At 69.1% G+C, this 20,128-nt stretch carries 14 protein-coding genes; 1 reads left to right on the top strand and 13 read right to left on the bottom strand.

Features of this window, described 5'->3' with window-relative positions; genetic code table 11:
• Positions 1–747: 747 nt before the first annotated feature.
• From OO71_RS20490 to OO71_RS20450, 9 genes are all read right to left on the bottom strand, one after another.
• On the bottom strand, positions 748–1,896 hold the full coding sequence (locus tag OO71_RS20490) for an N-acetylmuramoyl-L-alanine amidase (RefSeq protein ID WP_033291437.1): 1,149 nt from the start codon (positions 1,894–1,896) through the stop codon (positions 748–750).
• Positions 1,897–2,155: 259 nt separating this feature from the next.
• Positions 2,156–2,479, bottom strand: a complete 324-nt coding sequence (gene trxA, locus OO71_RS20485; protein ID WP_033291436.1) for a thioredoxin — start codon at positions 2,477–2,479, stop codon at positions 2,156–2,158.
• A gap of 28 nt (positions 2,480–2,507) precedes the next feature.
• Positions 2,508–3,500 carry a thioredoxin-disulfide reductase gene (trxB, locus tag OO71_RS20480; RefSeq protein WP_033291435.1) on the bottom strand — a complete coding sequence of 331 codons (993 nt, stop codon included), beginning with the start codon at positions 3,498–3,500 and terminating at the stop codon, positions 2,508–2,510.
• A gap of 84 nt (positions 3,501–3,584) precedes the next feature.
• The gene (locus OO71_RS20475; protein ID WP_033291434.1) at positions 3,585–4,376 is read right to left on the bottom strand and encodes a hypothetical protein; all 792 of its coding nucleotides are present in this window, start codon (positions 4,374–4,376) and stop codon (positions 3,585–3,587) included.
• The gene (sigM, locus tag OO71_RS20470; protein WP_033291433.1) at positions 4,373–5,035 is read right to left on the bottom strand and encodes an RNA polymerase sigma factor SigM; all 663 of its coding nucleotides are present in this window, start codon (positions 5,033–5,035) and stop codon (positions 4,373–4,375) included. Before sigM ends, OO71_RS20475 begins: the two co-directional genes overlap by 4 nt.
• A gap of 30 nt (positions 5,036–5,065) precedes the next feature.
• Entirely contained in the window at positions 5,066–6,670 is a 1,605-nt protein-coding gene (locus OO71_RS20465) for a protein kinase family protein (protein ID WP_033291432.1), read from the bottom strand.
• Between the two features lie 83 nt (positions 6,671–6,753).
• Complete coding sequence (gene murJ, locus OO71_RS20460) at positions 6,754–8,538, bottom strand: murein biosynthesis integral membrane protein MurJ (RefSeq protein ID WP_245633731.1); 1,785 nt, start codon at positions 8,536–8,538, stop codon at positions 6,754–6,756.
• Between the two features lie 643 nt (positions 8,539–9,181).
• On the bottom strand, positions 9,182–11,314 hold the full coding sequence (locus OO71_RS20455; RefSeq protein ID WP_033291431.1) for a DUF6049 family protein: 2,133 nt from the start codon (positions 11,312–11,314) through the stop codon (positions 9,182–9,184).
• Positions 11,315–11,328: 14 nt separating this feature from the next.
• Complete coding sequence (locus tag OO71_RS20450; RefSeq protein ID WP_033291430.1) at positions 11,329–11,835, bottom strand: NUDIX hydrolase; 507 nt, start codon at positions 11,833–11,835, stop codon at positions 11,329–11,331.
• A 101-nt stretch (positions 11,836–11,936) separates the two neighbouring features.
• Between OO71_RS20450 and OO71_RS20445 the strand changes: the two genes are divergently transcribed.
• Positions 11,937–13,382, top strand: a complete 1,446-nt coding sequence (locus OO71_RS20445; protein WP_033291429.1) for a CCA tRNA nucleotidyltransferase — start codon at positions 11,937–11,939, stop codon at positions 13,380–13,382.
• 8 nt (positions 13,383–13,390) lie between these two features.
• On the opposite strand, the gene OO71_RS49000 is transcribed toward OO71_RS20445, so the two are convergent.
• From OO71_RS49000 to OO71_RS20430, 4 genes are all read right to left on the bottom strand, one after another.
• Complete coding sequence (locus OO71_RS49000; RefSeq protein WP_245633730.1) at positions 13,391–14,023, bottom strand: hypothetical protein; 633 nt, start codon at positions 14,021–14,023, stop codon at positions 13,391–13,393.
• Complete coding sequence (locus OO71_RS48995) at positions 14,023–15,450, bottom strand: AAA family ATPase (protein ID WP_084145087.1); 1,428 nt, start codon at positions 15,448–15,450, stop codon at positions 14,023–14,025. The genes OO71_RS49000 and OO71_RS48995 overlap by 1 nt, the downstream gene beginning before the upstream one ends.
• Before the next feature lie 214 nt (positions 15,451–15,664).
• Positions 15,665–17,551, bottom strand: coding sequence for a TNT domain-containing protein (locus OO71_RS20435; RefSeq protein WP_033291427.1), 1,887 nt, complete (start codon positions 17,549–17,551; stop codon positions 15,665–15,667).
• 108 nt (positions 17,552–17,659) lie between these two features.
• The gene (locus tag OO71_RS20430; RefSeq protein ID WP_033291426.1) at positions 17,660–19,879 is read right to left on the bottom strand and encodes an ADP-ribosylglycohydrolase family protein; all 2,220 of its coding nucleotides are present in this window, start codon (positions 19,877–19,879) and stop codon (positions 17,660–17,662) included.
• Positions 19,880–20,128 lie beyond the last annotated feature (249 nt).

Raw genomic sequence — 20,128 nt, 5'->3', positions numbered from 1 at the left:
GCGGGTGTGGTGGGCCGGTGGGTGCGGGATCTTGGTTACGTTCAGTAGTGGCCGTGCGGGCCCGGGGATGTGGCGGGGGTCGGGCCTAGGGCGGGTGTGGGGGCCGCGTGATGGGAGTGGGTCGTCGTTGTGGGGGCGTCGGTGCTGAGTGGGGGCGATACGGGCGGCTCCGGGCTTAGGGGGCGAGGGGCGTGTGTCGGTGGGATGTAGGCGTGCTGGGCCCGTGAGCGAGGCGTTTCGAGGTCCGGGACGACGTGGAGTGGGTGTTGGTGGGGAATCAACGAAGCCGGTGCGGCGAGGTCGGGGGCGGGGAAGGCTCAGCGAGGTTCGTCGGCTGGCGAAGGCCTCGAGGGTGATCAGCCGGGAAGAAGGGGCGTCGACTCGGCAATCGGGGCTCGCTGGACTGCTGGTGGCCAGCGTGGAGCGGCCGGGCAAACCAGTGAGATCGCACCGGTACGAGTCGGCGCAGTGAGATCGCATCGGCGCGAGTCGGCGCAGCGAGGTTCGACTGGCGTGAATCGACCCCGCGCCACCGCGAGTTGGCTGAGCGCGACCAGAGCCAGCGCGAGCCAGGCCTAGCGGAGGTCGCGCCGTCGCGAAGTCGGCTCGGATCGACGTCGGGCAACCCTGCAACGCCAGAGGGGCACCGGGCAATGCAGCCAGGCCCCGGCCAGCGACGAGTCGGAGGTGGCCAAAACCGGGTCAAGCCAACAAGAGAGGTCAGGCCCCCGAAAAAAGCCCCAGAACCTACTCAGCCTTGGCCAGCTCGTGTGCCAGGACATCCGCAAACGTGAACGTCCCCGTCGGCTGGTCGCCCTCTCCCAGCAGGTACAGGCGTTTCACCGCGATCAGGATGCCTTCCGCCACCACGTCGCGGAAGGCCGGATCCCCTAGGCGGCGGGCGTCGTCCGGGTTGGTCAGGTAGCCGATTTCCACTCGGACTGCCGGGCAGCGCGTGCGGGTGAAGATTTCCCACGTCTTGTAGTGCGTGCGGCAGTCGAGCAGGCCCGTGCGGGCTGCGACTTCCCGCTGGATGAAGCCTGCCAGCAGCTCGCCCACAGTCGACGTCGTGCCGTTGCCCGTGCCGAAATGGAAGCTCGCCACCCCCTGCGCGCGCGGCGATGGGTTGCCGTCGTTGTGCAGCGACAAGAACAAGTCTGCGCCCGCGTCGTTGGCGAAGCGGGCGCGTTCGAAGTCCGTGGGGCTGTGGTTCGGGCCGCGTGAAATCAGCGCTTCCATGCCGGTTGCCTGCATCCGGCCTTCCAGGCGGCGCGCCAGGTCCCACGCGATATCCGCCTCGCGCAGGCCGCCGGCCACGACACCGAGGTCCTCGCCGCCATGACCTGGATCGATCACGATGCGCTTGCCGCGCAGGCGGGGGCCTGCTTGACGTACCTGTTCCTGCTCGCGGAGGAACACCGGGCGGCCGCCGCGGGCTCTCGGGGAGGACAGGCGGTGCAGCTCGCGGATCGTGGCCGGGCCGCAGATGCCGTCGGCGTTCAGGCGCATGTCGCGCTGGAACGTGCGCAGGGCGCGTTCCGTCTGCGGGCCGAAGTAGCCGTCCGGGCGGCCGGCGTCGAAGCCGAGCTCGGTGAGCCGTTCCTGGAGGGTGAAAACGTCGTCGCCGCTGACCGGCGACGACAAAAGGTACTGCAGCGGGCGGCTCCCCAAGTGATAGCTCGCGGCCTTCAGCGACTGATACGTCGCCGGGCCCACCACCCCGTCGGTGATGAGCCCACGCCGCTGCTGGAACGCCCGTACGGCCTGCTCCACCGCACCGTCGAACGTGTTGTACCGCTCGGTCCCCGCCACCGGCGGGAGCAGATCCATCCCGGCAAGGATCGACCTGATCTCGGCGACGTCGGGACCGGCGTCACCGCGGCGGAGTACCCGCATGCACTCCTCGCTCTTCCTCGGGCACCGAAAACGGCTCGATGCGAAACAGAAACCCGGACAGGGAGTAAGCCCAGGCACCTATTGTGCCCTGTGAACTCTCGGTGAGGACGCAGGCCCGGTCGGTGCGCCGCACGGTGGGTGAGCCCCGATGGGGGAGGTGCCCCAAGTACGTCTGCGTGACCACTGCCACCCGAACGCGCGAAAACCCGAGTCTGCGATGCCATCACCGCAGGCCCGGGTTCTCAGCGGGTGGACGGATTCAGAGTACGTCGGCGAGGTCGGACAGCAGTGCCGCCTTCGGCTTCGCGCCCACGATCTGCTTCACCGGCTTGCCGCCCTGGAACAGGATCAGCGTCGGGATCGACATCACCTGGTAGTCACGCGCCGTGTTCGGGTTCTCGTCGATGTCGAGCTTCGCGACGGTCAGCTTCTCGCCGTTCTCCGCCGCGATCTCCTCCAGCACCGGCGCGACCATCTTGCACGGACCGCACCAGGTCGCCCAGAAGTCGACCAGTACCGGCTTCTCGCTGGTCAGCACGTCGTCCGCGAACGACTTGTCGGTCACCTTCACGGTGTTGGCCATCCTTGCTCCTTCAACTCGGTGGGAAAAGTCAGTGCTCGCCGGCGCCGTAACCGCCGCCGACCAGTTCCGGCGTCTCGTGCGCGTGCTCCTCGCCGTGCTCCGCCAGCCATCGTTCGGCGTCGATGGCCGCGCTGCAGCCGGACCCCGCGGCGGTGATGGCCTGCCGGTACGTGCGGTCCACGAGGTCACCGGCGGCGAACACGCCCGGCAGGTTCGTGTACGACGTGCGGCCCTGCGTGATCACGTACCCGTCCTCGTCGACGTCGACCTGGCCGCGCACCAGCTCGCTGCGCGGGTCGTGGCCGATCGCGACGAAGAACCCGGTGACGTCCAGCGTCTTCTCCTCGCCGGTGTTCGTGTCGGCCACCTTCAGGCCGGACACCTTGCCGTCGCCCTCGACCCCGGTGATCTGCGAGTTCAGCTGCCACTTGATCTTGTCGTTCGCGCGGGCGCGCTCGAGCATGATCTTCGACGCCCGGAACTCGTCACGGCGGTGCACGATGGTGACCGACTTCGCGAACTTCGTGAGGAACGTCGCCTCCTCCATCGCCGAGTCGCCACCCCCGGCGACGGCGATGTCGTGGTCCCGGAAGAAGAATCCGTCGCACGTCGCACAGGCGGACACGCCGCGGCCCAGGAGTTCCTGCTCGCCCGGCACCTTCAGGTACCGCGCGGCGGCACCCATGGCGAGGACGACGGCGCGGGCCGCGTAGCGCTTGCCGTTCGCGACGACGTACTTGACGTCGCCGGTGAGCTCCACCGACTCGACGTCCTCCGACCGCAGCTCGGCGCCGAACCGCTCGGCCTGTTTGCGCATCTCTTCCATCAGGTCAGGGCCCTGGATCCCGTCGCGGAAGCCCGGGAAGTTCTCGACCTCAGTGGTGGTCATGAGCGCACCGCCGAACTGCGTGCCCTCGAACACCAGCGGGTCGAGCTGTGCCCGCGCCGCGTAGACCGCGGCGGTGTACCCGGCAGGACCCGACCCTACGATGATCAGGTTCCTGATTTCCTCGGCAGCCACCCGTCAACCCTCCGCTCGTAGCGACCAGTGCATCTGGCTCAACACGATCGTAGGTGGCGGTGTTCCCGGTGGTGACGGGTACTACTACCCGCCGACTACCTTGTCGAACAGCTTGTCCGCGTTCCCCGGGCCGCAGTCCGCGCCGAATGCGACGAGCCGGAACTGCGCGAGCTTGCCCGTGGTGTAGATCGCCACCACCCCGGCCTTGCCCGCCACATTCACCGGCCGCACGCCCTCCGGTCGCACATTCGCATCCATTCCGGCGGCCGTGACGCACGCGTCAAGCCGCTCCTGGTCTTTCAGCGGACCGTAGTCGCGTACGCCGAGGCCACCGCCCAGCAGCGCCTCAGCGCCACTGCCGTCGCCGCCCACCGAAGGACCAGCGGGCGCGGGCGCGGCGACATTCGGCGTGCCGTCGTTCGTGGACGTACCCGGAACCACCAGCGTGACAGCCACGACCGCGGCCGCGGCGGCGGTCAGGATCCCCGCGCCCCAGCCGAGCTGCCGGTTCCGCCTCCGCCGCGCCGCCGACAGGTCCACCACCGGCGCGACCGGCTGCAGAACAGGCGCGGCCGGCTCAGCGGCCGGAAACGTGGCTGCCTGCCGCGCAGTGGACTCGGCAGCGATCGCCGCGTCGATTCTCGCCGCGAATTCGGCGGGCATCGGCGGCGCCGGTTCCGTGGCCAGCGCGGACAGGTCCGCCGTGGTCGCTTCGAGGGCCTCGATGATCGCGCGGGCCTCGGGATCCGCGTTGACCCGCGGCCACAGCTGCGCGGCCTCGTGGTCGTCGAGGACCCCGGCGTGGAGGTCGGCGAGCAGGTCGACAGACCAGGGCGGCCCGATGGTCCCGCCCGCCCCCCGGCTCTCGTCCGTCATCGTCCCTCCCCGTTCCCCGGCGAGCGCTGGGCTCGCCCGGCACTCCGGGACCCCTCCGAAGTGGCGTGCTTGCGTTTGCTTTCGTGAGTTGGGACGTGATCAGGGGCGTCCGGGTTCCGCAGATGCCCGAGAACCTTCGCGAGTTTTCCCCGCCCGCGGGCACACCGGCTCTTCACCGTGCCCTCGGCGATGCCGAGCATCTTCGCCGTCTCGGCCACCGAATAGCCCTCGACGTCGACGAGCACGATCGGCGCGCGCTGGTCCTCGGGCAGCTCGTCGAGCGCCTGGCGGACCAGCAGGCTGGTTTCCTTCTGGGACATCGAATCGCCGGGTGCGGCGGGTTCGTTCAGCCCGGTTTCCGGCAGCGGCACGGTGGGCCGGGCCTGTCTCCGCCGGATCCGGTCGAGGCACGCGTTGACCACGATCCGGTGCAGCCACGTGGTGACCTGTGACTCCGCCCGGAACTTGCCTGCCGCCCGGAAGGCCGAGATGAACGCCTCCTGCAGCGCGTCCGCGGCTTCTTCGGGATCACGCAGCGTGCGCAGCGCGACCGCCCACATGCGGTCCCGGTGCCGCCGGACCAGTTCGCTGAACGCATGCGGATCCCCGGCGGCATGGGCCGCGATGAGATCGGCATCCGTGGGAGCTGCAGCCGTCACCCGCCAGAGCCTACTGAGTGGGACCGGCGATCACTGCGCAGGCAGGAAGGTCAGGTCGCCGATCTGGCTCAGGAACCCGTCGCCTTCGTTGCCGCCGAGCTGGCTGATCCAGACGATGAAGTACTGGCTCGAGGCCGGCTGCTGCAACGTGAGCGTGGTTTCCGCGGCGTTGAGGTCGCCGGATGCGACCACCTTGGTGTCGTCGAGCTGCGGGTTCTTGCTGTCCGCCGACCGGATTTCGACCTTCGTACCCGGGCTGTCCGCGGCGATCTTGACCTGCGCCAGGTTCACCTTGTCGTCGAACGACACCATGATGCCGACGCCGGGCTTCAGCGCGGGCAGCTGCTGCTGGTACTGGTCGGTGCGCCACACCGTGTCCGGGTTGCCGTCGATGGTGTTCTTCGCGCGCCCGGCGTTGTCGCCCTCGCCCTTCGGGTTGTACACCGAAGCGGACTTGGGCTTCACCGGCTCGCCGACCTTCGGCGCGGCCGGCGGCTGGTTGTTCGCCGGTGGCGGGGCGGCCGGGTTGGCCGGCGGTGGCGCGGCCGAGCTCGACGGCGCCGCGACGTTCAGCGTGGGACCGGCGGCCTTGCCATCGCCCTGGAACAGGTTGATCAGCATCAGCCCGCCCCACGCGAGGATCACCACGGTGGCGACCACCAGCACGGTGACGCCGAAGGCCAACTTCCGCCGCCGGGCGACATCCTTGACCGGCTTCTTCGTGGTCCAGATCGTGCCGTCGGCCTCGGTGTTCTGGTCGCCCACCGCGTTGATGAGCTGGGTGCGCTCCTCCTCCTCGGCCACCTGGTCGAGGACACGCAGGATCGCCGAGCTGGTACGGATTCCGCCGCTGCCACCGTCCTCGATCGTGCGGACGGCCAGCGACGACAGCTCCGGCGGCACCGCCGGGACGAGCGACCGCGGCGGCACCACGTGCCCCTGCGGCGTGAGGGGTGCCGCGGGGATCGCGGGCGGGCCGCCCGGCAGCGCCCAGCGGCCGGTGAGCAGCAGGTACAGCACCGCGCCGAGCGCCTTGACGTCGTCGCGCAGCGTGGCTTCCGGCAGCGGGCCGGGGAACGCGAGCTTGAGCGCGCCGCCCGGGGTGAGCCGCAGCCGCTGCGGGTGGTCCAGACCGAGGACGAGCCCGTTCTGGTGCGCGTGGTCGACCGCCTCGGCGAGCGCCTGGACCATGCGCGCGGCAGCGGCGGGGGCCACCGGCCGCTGCGCGACCAGGTCCACCAGATCGCTGCCCTTGGTCCACTCCGCCACGACGACGCCGAGCAGGCCCTCACTCGAGGTGACGCCGCTGCCCAGGCTCAGCACGTCGAGCACGCGGGCCACGCCGCCGTGCCCGAACTTGGACGCGTGCGCGGCCCGTTCCAGCGTGCGCCGGGCGAGCCGGGCCGCCTCCGGGTCGGCCGGGTCGCCGACCAGGAGGGTGAGCGCGACGTCGCGCTTGAGCTGGCCGTCGCGGGCCCGCCACAAATGCGCGGCTGCCCGTTCGTCCACCCCGAACTGCGCGAGCAACCGGTATCGGCCGTCCCCCACGACCCGTCCCGGGGCCAGCGACCCGCCCCGGGCACGGATGCCCGCGCGGTCGGCGTCGGCCGCCTGCTCGCTTCGTCTCGTATCCACCGCTTCTCTCCGTCGTCGCGCTCCCGGCACCGAGGGTACCCGGATCACCCACGGAGGAGGCGTCGCGAGTCGTGAATCAATCGTTACCCACGCTTGATCAAACGGGTGATTCTGGACGTGGCCGGCTTCAGCTCCTCGACCTTCAGCGCCATGAGCACCCCGAACGAAACCCCGATGCCGACGATGCCCTGCAAGACAAGTTTCACCCAGGCGCCCAAAGTCACCCCGAGTGACGACGGCACGATCAGCCCGGCCAGCCACGCCGCGGCAACGCCGAGCACACTCGCGACGACCGTGAAGAGGATCACGCCAATCACCCGTTTGCTGCGCAGGTTGCCGAGCGTCACCCACAGCCACACCTGGCCGAGCATCGCGCCGACGACGTAGGTGAGCGCGTTCACCATCATCACGCCGATCACGACGCTGTCCGGGGACAGCAGTACCGGGCACAGGAACAGCATCGGCACCTTGACCACGGTCATCACGATCATGATCAACGTGGGCGTGCGGGCGTCCTTCATTGCGTAGAACACCCGCATCTGCAGCATGACCAGCGCATACGGCAGCAGCGCGAACGACGAGATCGCCAGCGCGTCGCCCAGCCGCTCGGCACTTTCGAGCGAGCCCTTGCCGAAGGTGAACAGCGCGACGCCGATCGACGACCCGACGATCGTCATCACCGCGGAGATCGGCACGAGCGTGACGGTGGAGATCCGCGACGCGTACGACAGGTCGCCGATCAGCTTCCGGGTGTCGCCGTCGGCGGCCGCGCGGCTGAGCCGCGGCATGATCGCGGTGAGCAGCGAAACGCCGATGACGCCGTACGGGAGCTGGAAAAGCAGCCAGGCGTTGCTGTACACCGTGACACCGCCGGGGGTGCCCGTGGTCAGCACGCGGGTGGTGATCGTGTACCCGATTTGGCTGACGCCGACGTACCCGACGACCCACAGCGCGAGGCCGCCGAACTCCTTCATCCGCCGGTCGAGGCCCCACACCCAGCGCGGCCGGAACCCGGACCGCAGCAGCGGCGGCACCAGGATCAGCGCCTGCGCCACGATGCCGCCGGTGACGCCGAGGCCGAGAGTGAGCACCTTCGGGTCGGTGATCGAGGGATGGTCGACGTCGATCGAGCCCGGCATGAGCCAGACGACGAGGATCGTGAAGATCACGACCATGTTGTTGATCACCGGTGCCCACGCCGTCGGCCCGAAGATGTGCTTCGCGTTGAGCATTGCCGAGAGCAGTGCGAACACGCCGTAGAAGAAGATCTCGGGCAGCAGCAGGTACGCGAATGCGGTGGTGAGGCCGGCGCTGGCCTGTCCGGACGAGTCGATGTACAGCGACGTGAACGCGGGTGCGGCGATCACCGCGGCCACGGTGCCGACGAACAGCACCGTGACCCCGACCGTGACGAGCCGTTGCGCGTACTCCGCGCCCTGGTCCGGATCGTCCTGCGACCGCACCAGCAGCGGCACCACCACACTGGTCAGCACGCCGCCGAGCAGCAGCTCGAAGATGATGTTCGGCATCGTGTTGGCGACGTTGAACGAGTCGTTCGCCACGCTCGCGCCGATCGCCGCCACCAGCAGCAGCTTCCAGAGAAACCCGGTGATCCGGCTGATCAGCGACGCGATCGCCATCCGGCCGCTCGCCTTGGCGAGCGACGGCGTCTTGTCCGGCGGCGGCTGCTCCGGCGCGCTCGGTTCGACCGGACGCGCGAGCGGCGCGTCCTTGAGCCGCGGCATGACCTGGGTGGCCAGGGCGTCGTACGGGCGCAGCACGTCCGGGTCGGCGGTCGGCCATCGCGAGGCGGCGATCGGGACCCCGGAGGTGCGCGGGATGAACCGGGTGGCGTCCGGGTCCCGCATCGCCTCTTCCTGCCACGGCCGGATCGGCGCCGCCGGGCGCGGGGTACGGCCGCGGTGCACCGGCGGCTGCGGGCCTGGCGGTGCGGCGTTCGGTTGCGGCAGCTGGTTGCGGCCCGACGGCGGGCCGCTCGGGTGCTGGCCGGATGGCTGGTTCGGGGGCGGGCGGCGTACCGGTGGCATCGCGGCCCGGGTGGGGCCCGGCTGGCTGTTCGGCGGGGGGACCCGGCGGCGGGGTTCGCCTCGTTCCCGGGGCACGGCACGGGGTTCGCCGCGATCGGTACGACCTCGGGAGTCGCCACGGGGTTCGCCCCGATCACGGGGTTCGACCCGGCGCGGCTGGGCGCGTTCGGGCGGCGGGCCGTCCGGAAGGGGCAGCCGGCGGGTGCCGTTGGGCGGGGGCTGGCGGCGGTCGGCAGGCGGGTTCTGCGGCGGGGGCTGGCGACGGACCGGACGCCGCGGTTCGGCGCGCTCGTCCCGCCGCGGTGGGGCACCGTCCCGCCGGGGACGGCCCGCACGCTCGGGTGGCTGACCCGGCTCTTTGTCCAACAGTGCCCAATCCTCGGCTTCCCCTGGTCCCTGCCATTGTGGCAGCGCCGACCCAGGGTAATCGGGAACGGGCGGACGCACTTGGTCCGTCGCGAAGTCAGGGCGTGCCGTTCCGCCCTTCCTTCAGCCGCCGGTAGATCCGCCGGGACGCCAGGAGAAGCAGCGCGCAACCAGCCACGACCGTGACGATGATGGTGATCGGGCCGTATTCGGTGGACGTCAGCTCGAAGCGGGCGGTGGTGCCGAGCGGAGTGCCCGCCGGGGTGGTCAAGGACACATCGACCGACAGCCGTCCGGCCCGCAGCGCTTCGATCTGCAGGTACTCGTTCTTGCCGCCCTTGGCCGGGAAGAACCAGTTCTGTGCCTTCTCCGGCCGGATCCCGAGGTTGTTCTTCAGCGAGATCTGCGCGGTGATGCCGACCGGGAGGTCGTTGCTCACGAACACCGGCAGCGGCGACGAACCGGAGGCGAGCGCGATCGTCTGCCGCGGCTGTTCCACGGTGACCTGGTCGCGGATCGCGCCGAGCTCGGCGTTCGCGTTCGCCGACGCCGACAGCGGCGACGGGACCCCGAACGCGGTCGAGCTGCCGCGCACGATCGCGTCGCGCACCGGCGCGATGACCGCCTGTGGTTCCACCCGCCGGGTGGCGTCGATGCGCATGGCCGACAGCAGGCCGGCGGTGTTCCGGTCGAGGTCGGAGAGCTGGTCGGCGACCGCGCTGTCGGTGCGGGTGCCCGAGGTGAGCGTGGCGGAGCCGGTCGCGGCGTTCTGCAGCAGGCTGTCGAGCGACGACCCGTTCGTGATGCCCGCGGTGGTGAGCTGGCCGATTCCGGCGAGGAAGGCGTTGAGCTCGTCGGTGCTCGCGTTCCATCGCCGGGGCGGCGCGACCAGCAGGTTGCCTGCTGCTTCGGTGCGGCCGAGACCCGCTTCGAACGCGATCGCGGCCAGCCCGTTCTGCGTGGCGACCGCGCGCTGCGAGGCGCCGCTGTACGTCGTCGGAGTCGACGGGTTCGGGCTGAATCCGGCGAGACCGTGCGCGATGGTCCCGTTCGTGGGCTGTGCGCGCAGGCCGCCGGGCAGGGTCACGGCACCGGAAACCGTCTCGCCGTCTCCGCCCGCGTGGAGTTTCGTGCCGTCGGCGATCACGGTCTGGAACCCGCCGCCGGAAATCGCCGAAAGTGCCTGCTCATCGGGTGTTCCGCCAGGCCACAGCACCCCGGTCCGCGGTTCGCTGCCGAGGATCTGGCGGATCGTCGCGGCGCCGTTCAGCGCGGTGGTCATCAGCGCGGTGTCCGGGTTGCCGTCGGCGCCGCGGACCTTGCCGAGCGTCGTCAAGTCCGCATCGGCGAACGGCAGCGGGAGCACGCATTTGCCGTTGACCAGCACGCGCAGCGACGCCAGCCAGTTGCCCGCGGCGTCGGACCCCTTCCCGGCCGCGCCGTTGACGCGGTACCCGTTCCGCATGGCGTCGACGATGCGCAGCAGGTCGGGGTCGATCGCGAAGCACAGCGAGCTGCCCACCTTCTGGTTCGAGTCCTGCGCCGCGCGCGCGGCCGAGACCAGGGCGTACAGCCGTCCGCCCGGGGACAGCTCGTCGGCGAGGGTGTCGTCGGTGAGCGTGAGCGGCACGCCGAACGGGGCGGACAGCACGTGCGGCGCGCTGTCGGTGATCGGCCAGAGCACGGTGAGATTCGTGTGCCGCTGCGTCGGCTGCCCGGTGCGGCCGGGCGCGGACAGCACCGGCATGAGCAGGCTCACCGCGGCGAGCCGGGCCGGGCCGCTGAACTCCGGCGTGCCGTTCACGTTGACCAGCAGCGGGTACACGCCGGGCCGCGGCAGCAGCGCGCCGCGCGGTCCGGTGAGCGACACCGTGATGTCCAGCCGGGCGCTCTGCCCCGGTTCGAGTGCTTCAGCCAGTGGGGTGAAATCAGTGAGCGGAGTGTCCTGTACCGGGTCGCCCGCGAGCACCGAGTTCATCGCGCGCGGATTGGCGATCCGCTCCCCGACCTGCAGCCGGACGAGTGGTTTCGCGATCCGCCGGGCTCCCGTGTTGGTGACCGTGCCGGACACCGTGATCGCCTGCGTCGAGCTGGTGACGATCCGCGGGGACAGCTGGGCGAGGTCGAGCCGCAGCCGGGCTGGTTCCTCTTGCGCGCTCGCCGGTATGCCGAACAGCGCCGTGGCACCGAGGACCAGCAAAGACAGCAAGAAGGCGGCGGGCCGCTTCACTCGGGTGCTCCCTCTCAGCCGCGCTCGTCGGGCGCGAAAAGTTCTGCTGCCCCGCGGACCAGCTTGCGCTCGTCCGCGTAGGCGAGGGTGGTCTCCAGCTCGGCCAGCGGGACCCAGGCGACCTCGGTGACCTCGACGTCCTCGTCGGAGAGCTCGCCACCGGTGGATTCGAGCAGGAAGTGGTGCACGGTCTTGTGCACCCGGCGCTGCTGCGCGACGAACCAGTAGTCGATGGTGCCGAGCGGCTGAAGCACGCGGGCGGAGATGCCGGTTTCCTCCTTCACCTCGCGCACTGCGGTCTGCTCCACCGTTTCCCCGTCCTCGATGTGGCCCTTCGGCAACGACCACAGCAGTCTGCCGTGCCGGTCGAGCCTGCCGATCAGCACCGCACGTTCCCGGTCCGGGTCGACCACGAGCCCGCCTGCCGAGGTCTCGTCGACCGTGGTCAGCCGCCTGCCGCGGTGCCGCCGTCGCCGCCGGCGCGGCTTCGGCCCTCCGGCGCGGCCGGCTGATCCAGACATGCTGCGATGCTAGAGCAAACGGTTGCCCGGGTACTCTGGCTCTCCGTGTCCGTGTCCGGCGGTACCCGCAGCGAGGGTGCCATTTTCGTGGTGGGATTCGAGTGAACAACCTGGTCGCCCAGCAGAACGCGGTGACGGAACTGATGCGTGTGTCCCCTCTGGCCGACGAGCTCGCCGAGCGGTTCGAGCGCGCCGGCCACAGCTTGTACCTGGTCGGCGGCAGCGTGCGGGATGCGCTGCTCGGCCGGTTGTCGAGCGATCTCGACTTCACCACCGACGCCCGGCCCGACCGGGTGCTGCAGATCGTGGGCGAATGGGCCGACGCGGTCTGGGACGTCGGGATCGCGTTCGGCACCGTCGGGGTCACGAAGAACGGCAAGACCCTCGAGATCACCACGTTCCGCGCGGACAGCTACGACCGCGTCGGCCGAAACCCCGAGGTCACCTTCGGCGACACGATCGAGGGCGACCTGCGGCGGCGCGATTTCACCGTGAACGCGATGGCGATCGACCTGGTGTCGAAGACGTTCATCGACCCGCACGACGGCATGGATGCGTTGCGGCTCAAGGTGCTCGACACCCCGGCGCGCCCACAGGAGTCGTTCGCCGACGACCCGCTCCGGATGATGCGCGCCGCGCGGTTCTCGGCGCAGCTGGGCTTCACCGCCGCGCCGCGCGTGGTCGAGGCGATGACGTCGATGGCGGGCGAGATCGAGCGGATCACCGCCGAGCGGGTACAGGCGGAGCTGTCGAAGCTGATGCTGGCGCCGGACCCGCGGCCGGGTCTCGAACTGCTCGTGGACACCGGGCTGGCCGACCACGTGCTGCCCGAGCTGCCCGGCATGCGGCTGGCGATCGACGAGCACCACCAGCACAAGGACGTCTACGAGCATTCGCTCACCGTGCTCGCGCAGGCGATCGAGCTGGAGACCCGGCACGAGCCGGCGTGCGAGCCGGACCTGGTGCTGCGGCTGGCCGCGCTGCTGCACGACGTCGGCAAACCGGCCACGCGCGAGTTCCAGCCGGGCGGCGGCGTGAGCTTCCACCACCACGAGGTGGTCGGCGCCCGGATGGCGCGCAAGCGTTTGCGGGCGCTGAAGTACTCGAAGGAGATCATCGAGCAGGTGTCGCAGCTGGTGTTCCTGCACCTGCGGTTCCACGGGTACGGCAGCGGCGAGTGGACCGATTCCGCGGTACGCCGCTATGTCACCGACGCCGGTGACCTGCTGACCCGGCTGCACAAGCTCGTCCGAGCCGACTCGACCACGCGCAACAAGCGCAAAGCGGCTGCCCTGCAGGCGACGTACGACGATCTCGAGGCTCGCATCGCGCGGATCAAGGAGCAGGAGGACCTCGATCGCGTCCGGCCCGACCTCGACGGCAACGAGATCATGCGGCTGCTCGGCCTTCCGCCAGGCCCGCAGGTCGGCCGGGCTTGGAAGTTCCTGAAGGAACTGCGGCTGGACCGCGGTCCGCTCGACCACGACGACGCCGTTGCGGAGCTGAAGAAATGGGCGGCGGCGGAAGGCCTCGGCTCGGGCGAGTGACGGATGGTTCAAGGCCTAAGCAGGCGGCTTGACCTCGCGACATCCTCCAGTAGCTGCTGCCAGCTGGAGAGTTCCTTGAGCGGGCCCTCTCGGTCGATGCCCTCGAGCAGTTGCCGCCTCTGCGAGTTGAATCGTTTTGCTTCTCGTTCGCGCCGCCGCCCGGTTGCCGCTGACGCATCCAGCAAGGCTTTTCGGAGAACCTCTTTAGGATCAGCGACTCGTTCTACCTCGTGTCGCTTGGGAAGACCCAAGGATGCCCTGCCCTTGGGGTTTCCGGCGACTCTTCGAATTTCTTTTTCGTCCAAAAGTAACCAAGCTTCCGTCATTCTGACGGGAACAATCGGGCACCAAACACCGATCCCAGCAGAGTGCATGGCTGAATCGATTTCTTCACGGCGTACGTCGTGGCCGACATTGTCACTGTCCCGATGAACTACGACTACGTCGATGCACTCCATCAAGCGTTGACCGGCTTCAGTTCGATCTTTGATGGTCTTGGCAACCTTGGGAAGCTGTTCGTATGGCGGAACAGTCAGGCGAAGCTCGATACCGCTTTCCCGGAATAAGACCTCAACCGTATTGGCTAGCGGCTGGTCGGAAGTTCCTTCAGCGATGAACAACCCTTGTAGTACTCTCGGCATCAGCCGACCAGATCCAGGGGAAGCTTATTCTGGGCTCCGGCAGGCGCGGTGATGTACACGACTAGGTCCGCATCGGTCGCCGTATCGCTAGAATCTTTTGCCCGCCATGTTCCCGTTAACGGACGAAGCGAAAGTGCGCGCACGGTACTTCCATCAGGGGCTGATTGAAGTCGGCTGTCAGCTACTAAGATATCGTTACGATCGCACAGTTGTACAACGCCGGGTGAATGTGTATTGATGATGACCTGACGGAATGGGTTGTCTGTGTCTGGTGCCATACTCGGGTCGACTGCGAGATCTTGAACGAGGTGCAGCATCGTCTCAAGGTTTGCCGGGTGTATCCCATTCTCTGGTTCTTCCATGCAGATGACACCGGTAATGGTGGGATCTTCAAGGATGACACAGAGTGCCAGGAATCGAAGTGTGCCTTCAGATAACCCGCGGGCGGCGAGTCGAAGACCGCCCCGTTCGTTCAGGTACAGAGTAAGGACTTCACGCACTTGATCTGACTGCACATCGATACTTTTGACGCCCAGGTCTCCGAGATCTGCTAGTCGTCCCGCTACTCTGGCGTAAACGGCATCCGGGTCAGGCGCGGTTTGATGCCGCACACTATCGTGTGCAATGCGGAATAGCGTGCCGGCAAGATGCCGACCGTCCGAACTCAGTGTTCTTGGTTCGGCAAAACCGTCGGGGGTCCGTAGCGCAGACGGTTCAAGCGCGAGCCGCCTCCAGCTTTGCATCTCCCGCCTCGCGGCGAGTACCGTCGGGTGATCATTTGTCGAAATGGTACTGAGAACAGTTCGTCCTGCCCGATCCGCTGCGCGGGGTTGTGGGCGCCCGAAGCTTCCGCCATCACCATGGACATTAATGACGAGGCCATTCTCATGATTTTCGGTCGACAGAAATGGGCCCCCGCTCCGTTTCCCCAGGACCACATTATTGCGAAAGTACTTGGCGCTGTGCTTGAAGCGCAGACGGTTGGGCGCATCACCGCGGGTGATATGAACGAGCCTTTCTGCAAGGAGCGAGAGGCGCCCGACGCTGGCCTCGCCATCTGCGCGTACGTACCCGATGCTGACTTCGTAGCGCAGGAAAGTCGTAGTGGCCTGGGCTGGTGAGCCTAGATCATCCTCGATCTCAGCCGGTACGATCATTTCGGCGGCCAAGCTGATCTTCCGCTCGTGGTCGCGGTATCCATCCCAGAAGAGATCGCGTGGATCGCCGGTTCGTCCTGCCGCAGACCCACGAACGAGTTGGGTGGCCTCCATCAACGTTCCCGACGCGAGGTGTGCCAAAAAGTCGATCACATCGAACACGTTCGATTTTCCGATGCCGTTCGCGCCCGCAATGCAGGTGAACGGCCCGAAATCGACCTGTACGTCCAGCAGGTTCTTGAAACCCTGGACTTCGAGTCGAGTGAGCATACTGCCAGCGTAGCGTGCCTAAAGGGCAATCGCGTAAGCGCTGCTGACCATGGTGGGGGGCTGCCAGACGGAAGGAACTCTGCCGCGGGTGAACTGGTAGTGGTGCGGTCAGTCCGGTTACGGGCCTGGCCGCCGCTTGATAACGGTGTGCAGTGCATTGACCTGTTCTGGTTGCTGCCCCCATTCAGCCGGATGGTTCCACGTGGAACCTCGCTCACGGCCGGGAAAGCGCGCCCGACTCCAGGTGGTGCGCGATCGGCCGCGGCAGCAGGAACGCGGTCGCTCCGCCGGGGAACGGGCCCCACGGCGCGGTGATTCCGGTCAGGACCCGGATGGTGCGCTGCACGCGGTACTCGTGCCGGTCGCGTTCGCGGTCCGGGGGCAGCGAGGTTTCCGGGAACCGCACCGAAACCGGGTGCACGAGGTTGCCGGATTCGGGGCCGAACCGGGCGACCGTCGTACCTGCGGGCAGCGCCACGATTCGCTTGCCGCGGAAGAACGACAGCGGTGGTTCGCCGCGCATCGGCACGATCGGCCAGTCCGCGGGCTGATCGGATTCCTGGTGCGGCGGCAGCATCAGCAGGGTGCCGAGGAGGAACCGGGCGGCGTCGGCGAGGGCGGCGAAAGCCACCGGTTCCACGGCGGGCGGACGCGACACTTCCCAGCCGTTTTCCGCGCGGCGCAACGTCCATACGCCCTCGGCGGGCATCTCGTTCGCGCCGATCCGGTACGCCGTCGACGGCACGCCGTGCTCGGTGAGCCGTTGCTGCAACAGGGTCAACGTGTCGGCGCCGCGCAGCGGACGGTCCGGTTCGCTGCCACCGCGGACGGCTTGGGCGAGCGCGCTGTCGTCCGGCAGCTCGGCTTCGGTGCGCGGCGGACGCGGGGTGCCGAGCACGACGGCCTCGGCGGTCGCGCGCACCAGTTCGGGCACCAGCGGCGGGCGAAAACCGGCGGCGCGGATGTGCTCGACCAGTTCGGGCTCCGGCGGTACACCGTATTTACGCAGGTAATGCGGCACGGCGGCGGGCCAGAGCCAGGTGCCATCGGTGTGGAAGGCCTGCGGTACGTCGGGCGGGGAGCCGGGCGCGAACACGTCCGGCTGCGGGGTCGGGCGGTGCAGCACGACGGGCGCGCGGAACAGGTAGTCGAGCACCCCGCGGACCTGCTCCGGCGGCACGGGCGGGCGGTTGACCATCGGCCGTTCGCCCTCACGGTGTGCGTCGACCGGGCTGGCCTGGCGGAAGACGACGTCGAGCGGCAGCCCGGCTTTCGCGGCGAGCCAGTCGGGCAAATGCTTGTCCGGACGGGGAAACCGGGTCAGCTCGACCGCGTAGGACTCGCGGGCCGGGCGGCCGCCGTCGTTGGGGGGCAGCCGCCAGCCAGGCTCGTGGTCGGCGTCGAAATCGAAGTCGAACTGGGACGCCGAGTCGAGGGTGAAGGTGCCTTGGAACCAGGTGCCGCTCTCCGGGTGGTACATCGCGGCGCGCAACTGGGCGAAGAGCGTGCTCAGCTGCGGAGACCCGGGCAGGGACACGGAAACCGGGCCGTTTTCGTCGCCGACGGCCCGGACTTCCAGCTCGGCGTAGTCGCCGACCTGCCGGAACTGCGCGGCGACGCGGGTCCAGCCGCCGGGTACCGCACGCAGCGTGCGGCCGATCGCGCGCAGCAGTTTTCCCTGGTCACCGCTCTCGGCCTGCGGCTCGCCGTGGTCGTGGCGGGTCAGCCACAAGCCGGTGAGCTGCTTTCCCGGGACGGTGGCGGAGAAATCGGTGAGCCCGAGCTGCGTGGCGCGGACCGGATCGTGCCGGGTCCAGCGGAGCGTGAGATTCGCCTGGTCACCCGGGGCGACCTCGAACAGCTCGGCCTCGTATTCGGCGTACGTGCGCAGGTCGAAGGTCGCCGGGACCTCGTTGGCGAGTATGACGCGGGCCGGTCGGCCTTCGTGGATCCGGTCGAAACCCTCGGGTGCTTCCTCGCCGGGCAGCACCCTGAGCAGCAGGGTGCCGTCGGTGGTGGAGCGCTGGGCGGTAAAAGTGCGGCCGTCCAGCGTGGCGTACCGGCCGTCTGGGCGTTCTCCCGATTCCACCCGGTACCGCACGTCTGGTTCCTCCCCGAATCCCCCGTGTGCCCGGCACCGAACTTAGCCGACCGGGGCGTCGCGGGATCATCGGTCACCGATACCCGCTCGGGTGACGCTCAGTGCTTGTCAGTGCCGTGGGTAGCGCTGCACCCAGGCGTCCCCGAGCGCGGCACGCGCCGAATGCCGGTCGAAATGCCAGAGCGCGTCGGTCGCGAGCTGTTCGATCAGGTGATGCAGTTCGAGCTGCTCGACCCACTTCCACGGCAGTCCGGGCACCCCTGCGCGGGCGCCGAGCAGAGCACCGGCCAGCGCACCGGTGAGCGCGCTGCGGCCGGAGTGGTTGATGGCGCGCAAGAGCGCCTGTTCGGGGTAGTTTTCGAAGCCGGACAGCGCCGCGAACGCGCGGCCGAGCACCGACAACGTGCTCTGTCCGTCGCCGATCAGCTCGGGCATCCGCAGGTCCGGCAGTCCGTGTTCGCCGAAGAACGGTACGGATTCCGCCACCAGCGCGCGGATCGTCTCGTCGTCGTGCTCCTCCAGCACTTCCCGCGACAGATTCCACACCGGGTAGCTGAACGAATCCTTGGTGAGCGCCTTCTCGAACACCCACGCCAGGTACGTCGCCGCGGCCACGTCGTCCGGCTGGTGCGTGACACCCGCGAGGTCGCGCACGACCTGCTGGATGCCGCCGCTGAACCCGGTACCCGGACCCGCCTCGGTGAGCACCGCCGGCAGCGCGGCGATCAGCGCGGCCGGACCGGACAGCGGGGCCGCCTGGGGATCACCGGTGACCAGCGCGTGGTACCCGTTGAGCTCGGCCTCGTCGGCCGTGCGGCGGACGTGCAGCTCGGGCACCTTCACAAGCCAGCCGTCGGCGCTGTCCATCGGCGCGCCCTGCGTGTGCAGCCACCGGCCGAGCGCGCTGCGGACGACGCCGGGGAAGAGTTTTTCGACGTCCCGCGACTCCGGCTGTTCCCGGTGCGGGCTGCGGATCACGGCTTCGGTGAGGAACAGCAGCCGTTGCGTGAACGAGCCGATCCGGCCCGGCTGGTCGAAGGCGAGGGGCAGCTCGCGGACGCCGTCCGGACCGTAGGCCGACACGATCTCGTCGAGCCGCATCCGGTCGACGGCCGCCCCGAGTGCCTCGCCGAGCGCGAACCCGACCCACGCGCCGACCACGCGCTGCCAGCCGAAACGGAAGTTCTCCAGGTTCGTCTCGGGGTACTTGCCGAAGGTGTCGAGCCGCGGGACGATCCGGCCGTCGTTGTCCCAGGAGGGCACGAGACCGTTGGCACGCAAGTCGTTCGGCCGCGTCCGGACCGGCTCCGGCTGTTCGAGGCGGCGCAGCCAGGACCGGCCGAGCACGGTCTTGCGGCATTCGTCGGCGGTGAGCTCGAAACCGTGCCGGCGCGCTCGTTCGGCGGCCATCCTGGGTACGTCCACCGGCTGGTCGAAGCCCATCCGCGCGGCGGTGTCGACGGCGAGTTTCTCCAGGTCCTCCTCGATTTCCGGGCAGCTGCCGTGCTCGTCGACGCGCGGCTCGTGCCGGGGAAACCGCTTCGCGGTCGCGGTGAGCTCGGTGCCGGAGACGTCCTCGAAGGTGGCCGGTCCGCCGTTGATCACGAGGTTCGGCGGATGCTCGAATTCGGCCAGCGTCGCCAGGTCCACGCGCCACCAGGCGTGCTCGCGGGCCGGGAAATGCCGGGTCGAGCTGAAAACGCGCAGCTCGTTGCGTTCCTCGGAGAAGTAGAAATCGTCGGTGGCGCCGGTCTGGCGGTCGAGCGGCACGAAGACCTCGCAGCGCAGCAGGCCGATCAGCAGCTGCTCGCGTGACAGCCAGCCGACACTCGCGAACGCCAGCAGGGTTTCGAGCGGGTTCTCCGGCCGCGGGTAGCCCCGGCGGATCGGGCCCGCCTTGTACTCCGGGTTCTCGCGTTCGTCGCCGGTCTGGTGCCCGTCGTTGTCGACCTTCACCCAGCCCGCGACGGCAGGCAGCGGCACGCCCAGCTCGCCGAGCCCGGCCTTGGCGTACTCCGGGTCGACGACCTCGCGCCAGCTTTCCTGCCCGGGGTAGGCCACCGGCGTGCTGAGCCCGCCGGGCTGCGGATGGGCTTGGCGCAGCTCGCCGTCGGGCTCGCGGACGACCACCGACGGCGGTGGGAACAGCTCTTTCTCCGGGCGGCCGTCGTCGAGGAACGCGACCGTGTTGTAGGGGATCGACCAGCCCTCGGGGACCCGCAGCACGCGGTCGTGGTCGACCCGGAGGCCACCCGGGCCGGAGACCTCGGGGCCGTGCACGGCGCGCAACCACTTCCCGACCTTGTCCACCGCTTCCGCCGCTTCCACCTACTCAGGTCCTCTCCAGGCTTCCGTCGGACTCGTGCTCCGCGATCGGCTTGGGCAGTACGTACGCCACTGCGTCGCCGATGATCACGCAGAGTGATCTCCGGGGACGAAAACTGCGGGTCACTCGCTCCCGTTCGAGTGGCCGAGGCGTCGTGGCGAACCGTACCTCGCGGTGATGAACCAGGTTGGCGGGCTCTTCACCGCATCGCATCACGACGGTACCGTCCACCAACCGGGTGAGTCTCCGGT

Origin of the sequence: Amycolatopsis jejuensis (genome assembly GCF_000717335.1) — a bacterium.
GTDB classification, from domain to species: domain Bacteria; phylum Actinomycetota; class Actinomycetes; order Mycobacteriales; family Pseudonocardiaceae; genus Amycolatopsis; species Amycolatopsis jejuensis.
This window is presented reverse-complemented; position numbering and strand designations above follow the sequence as displayed.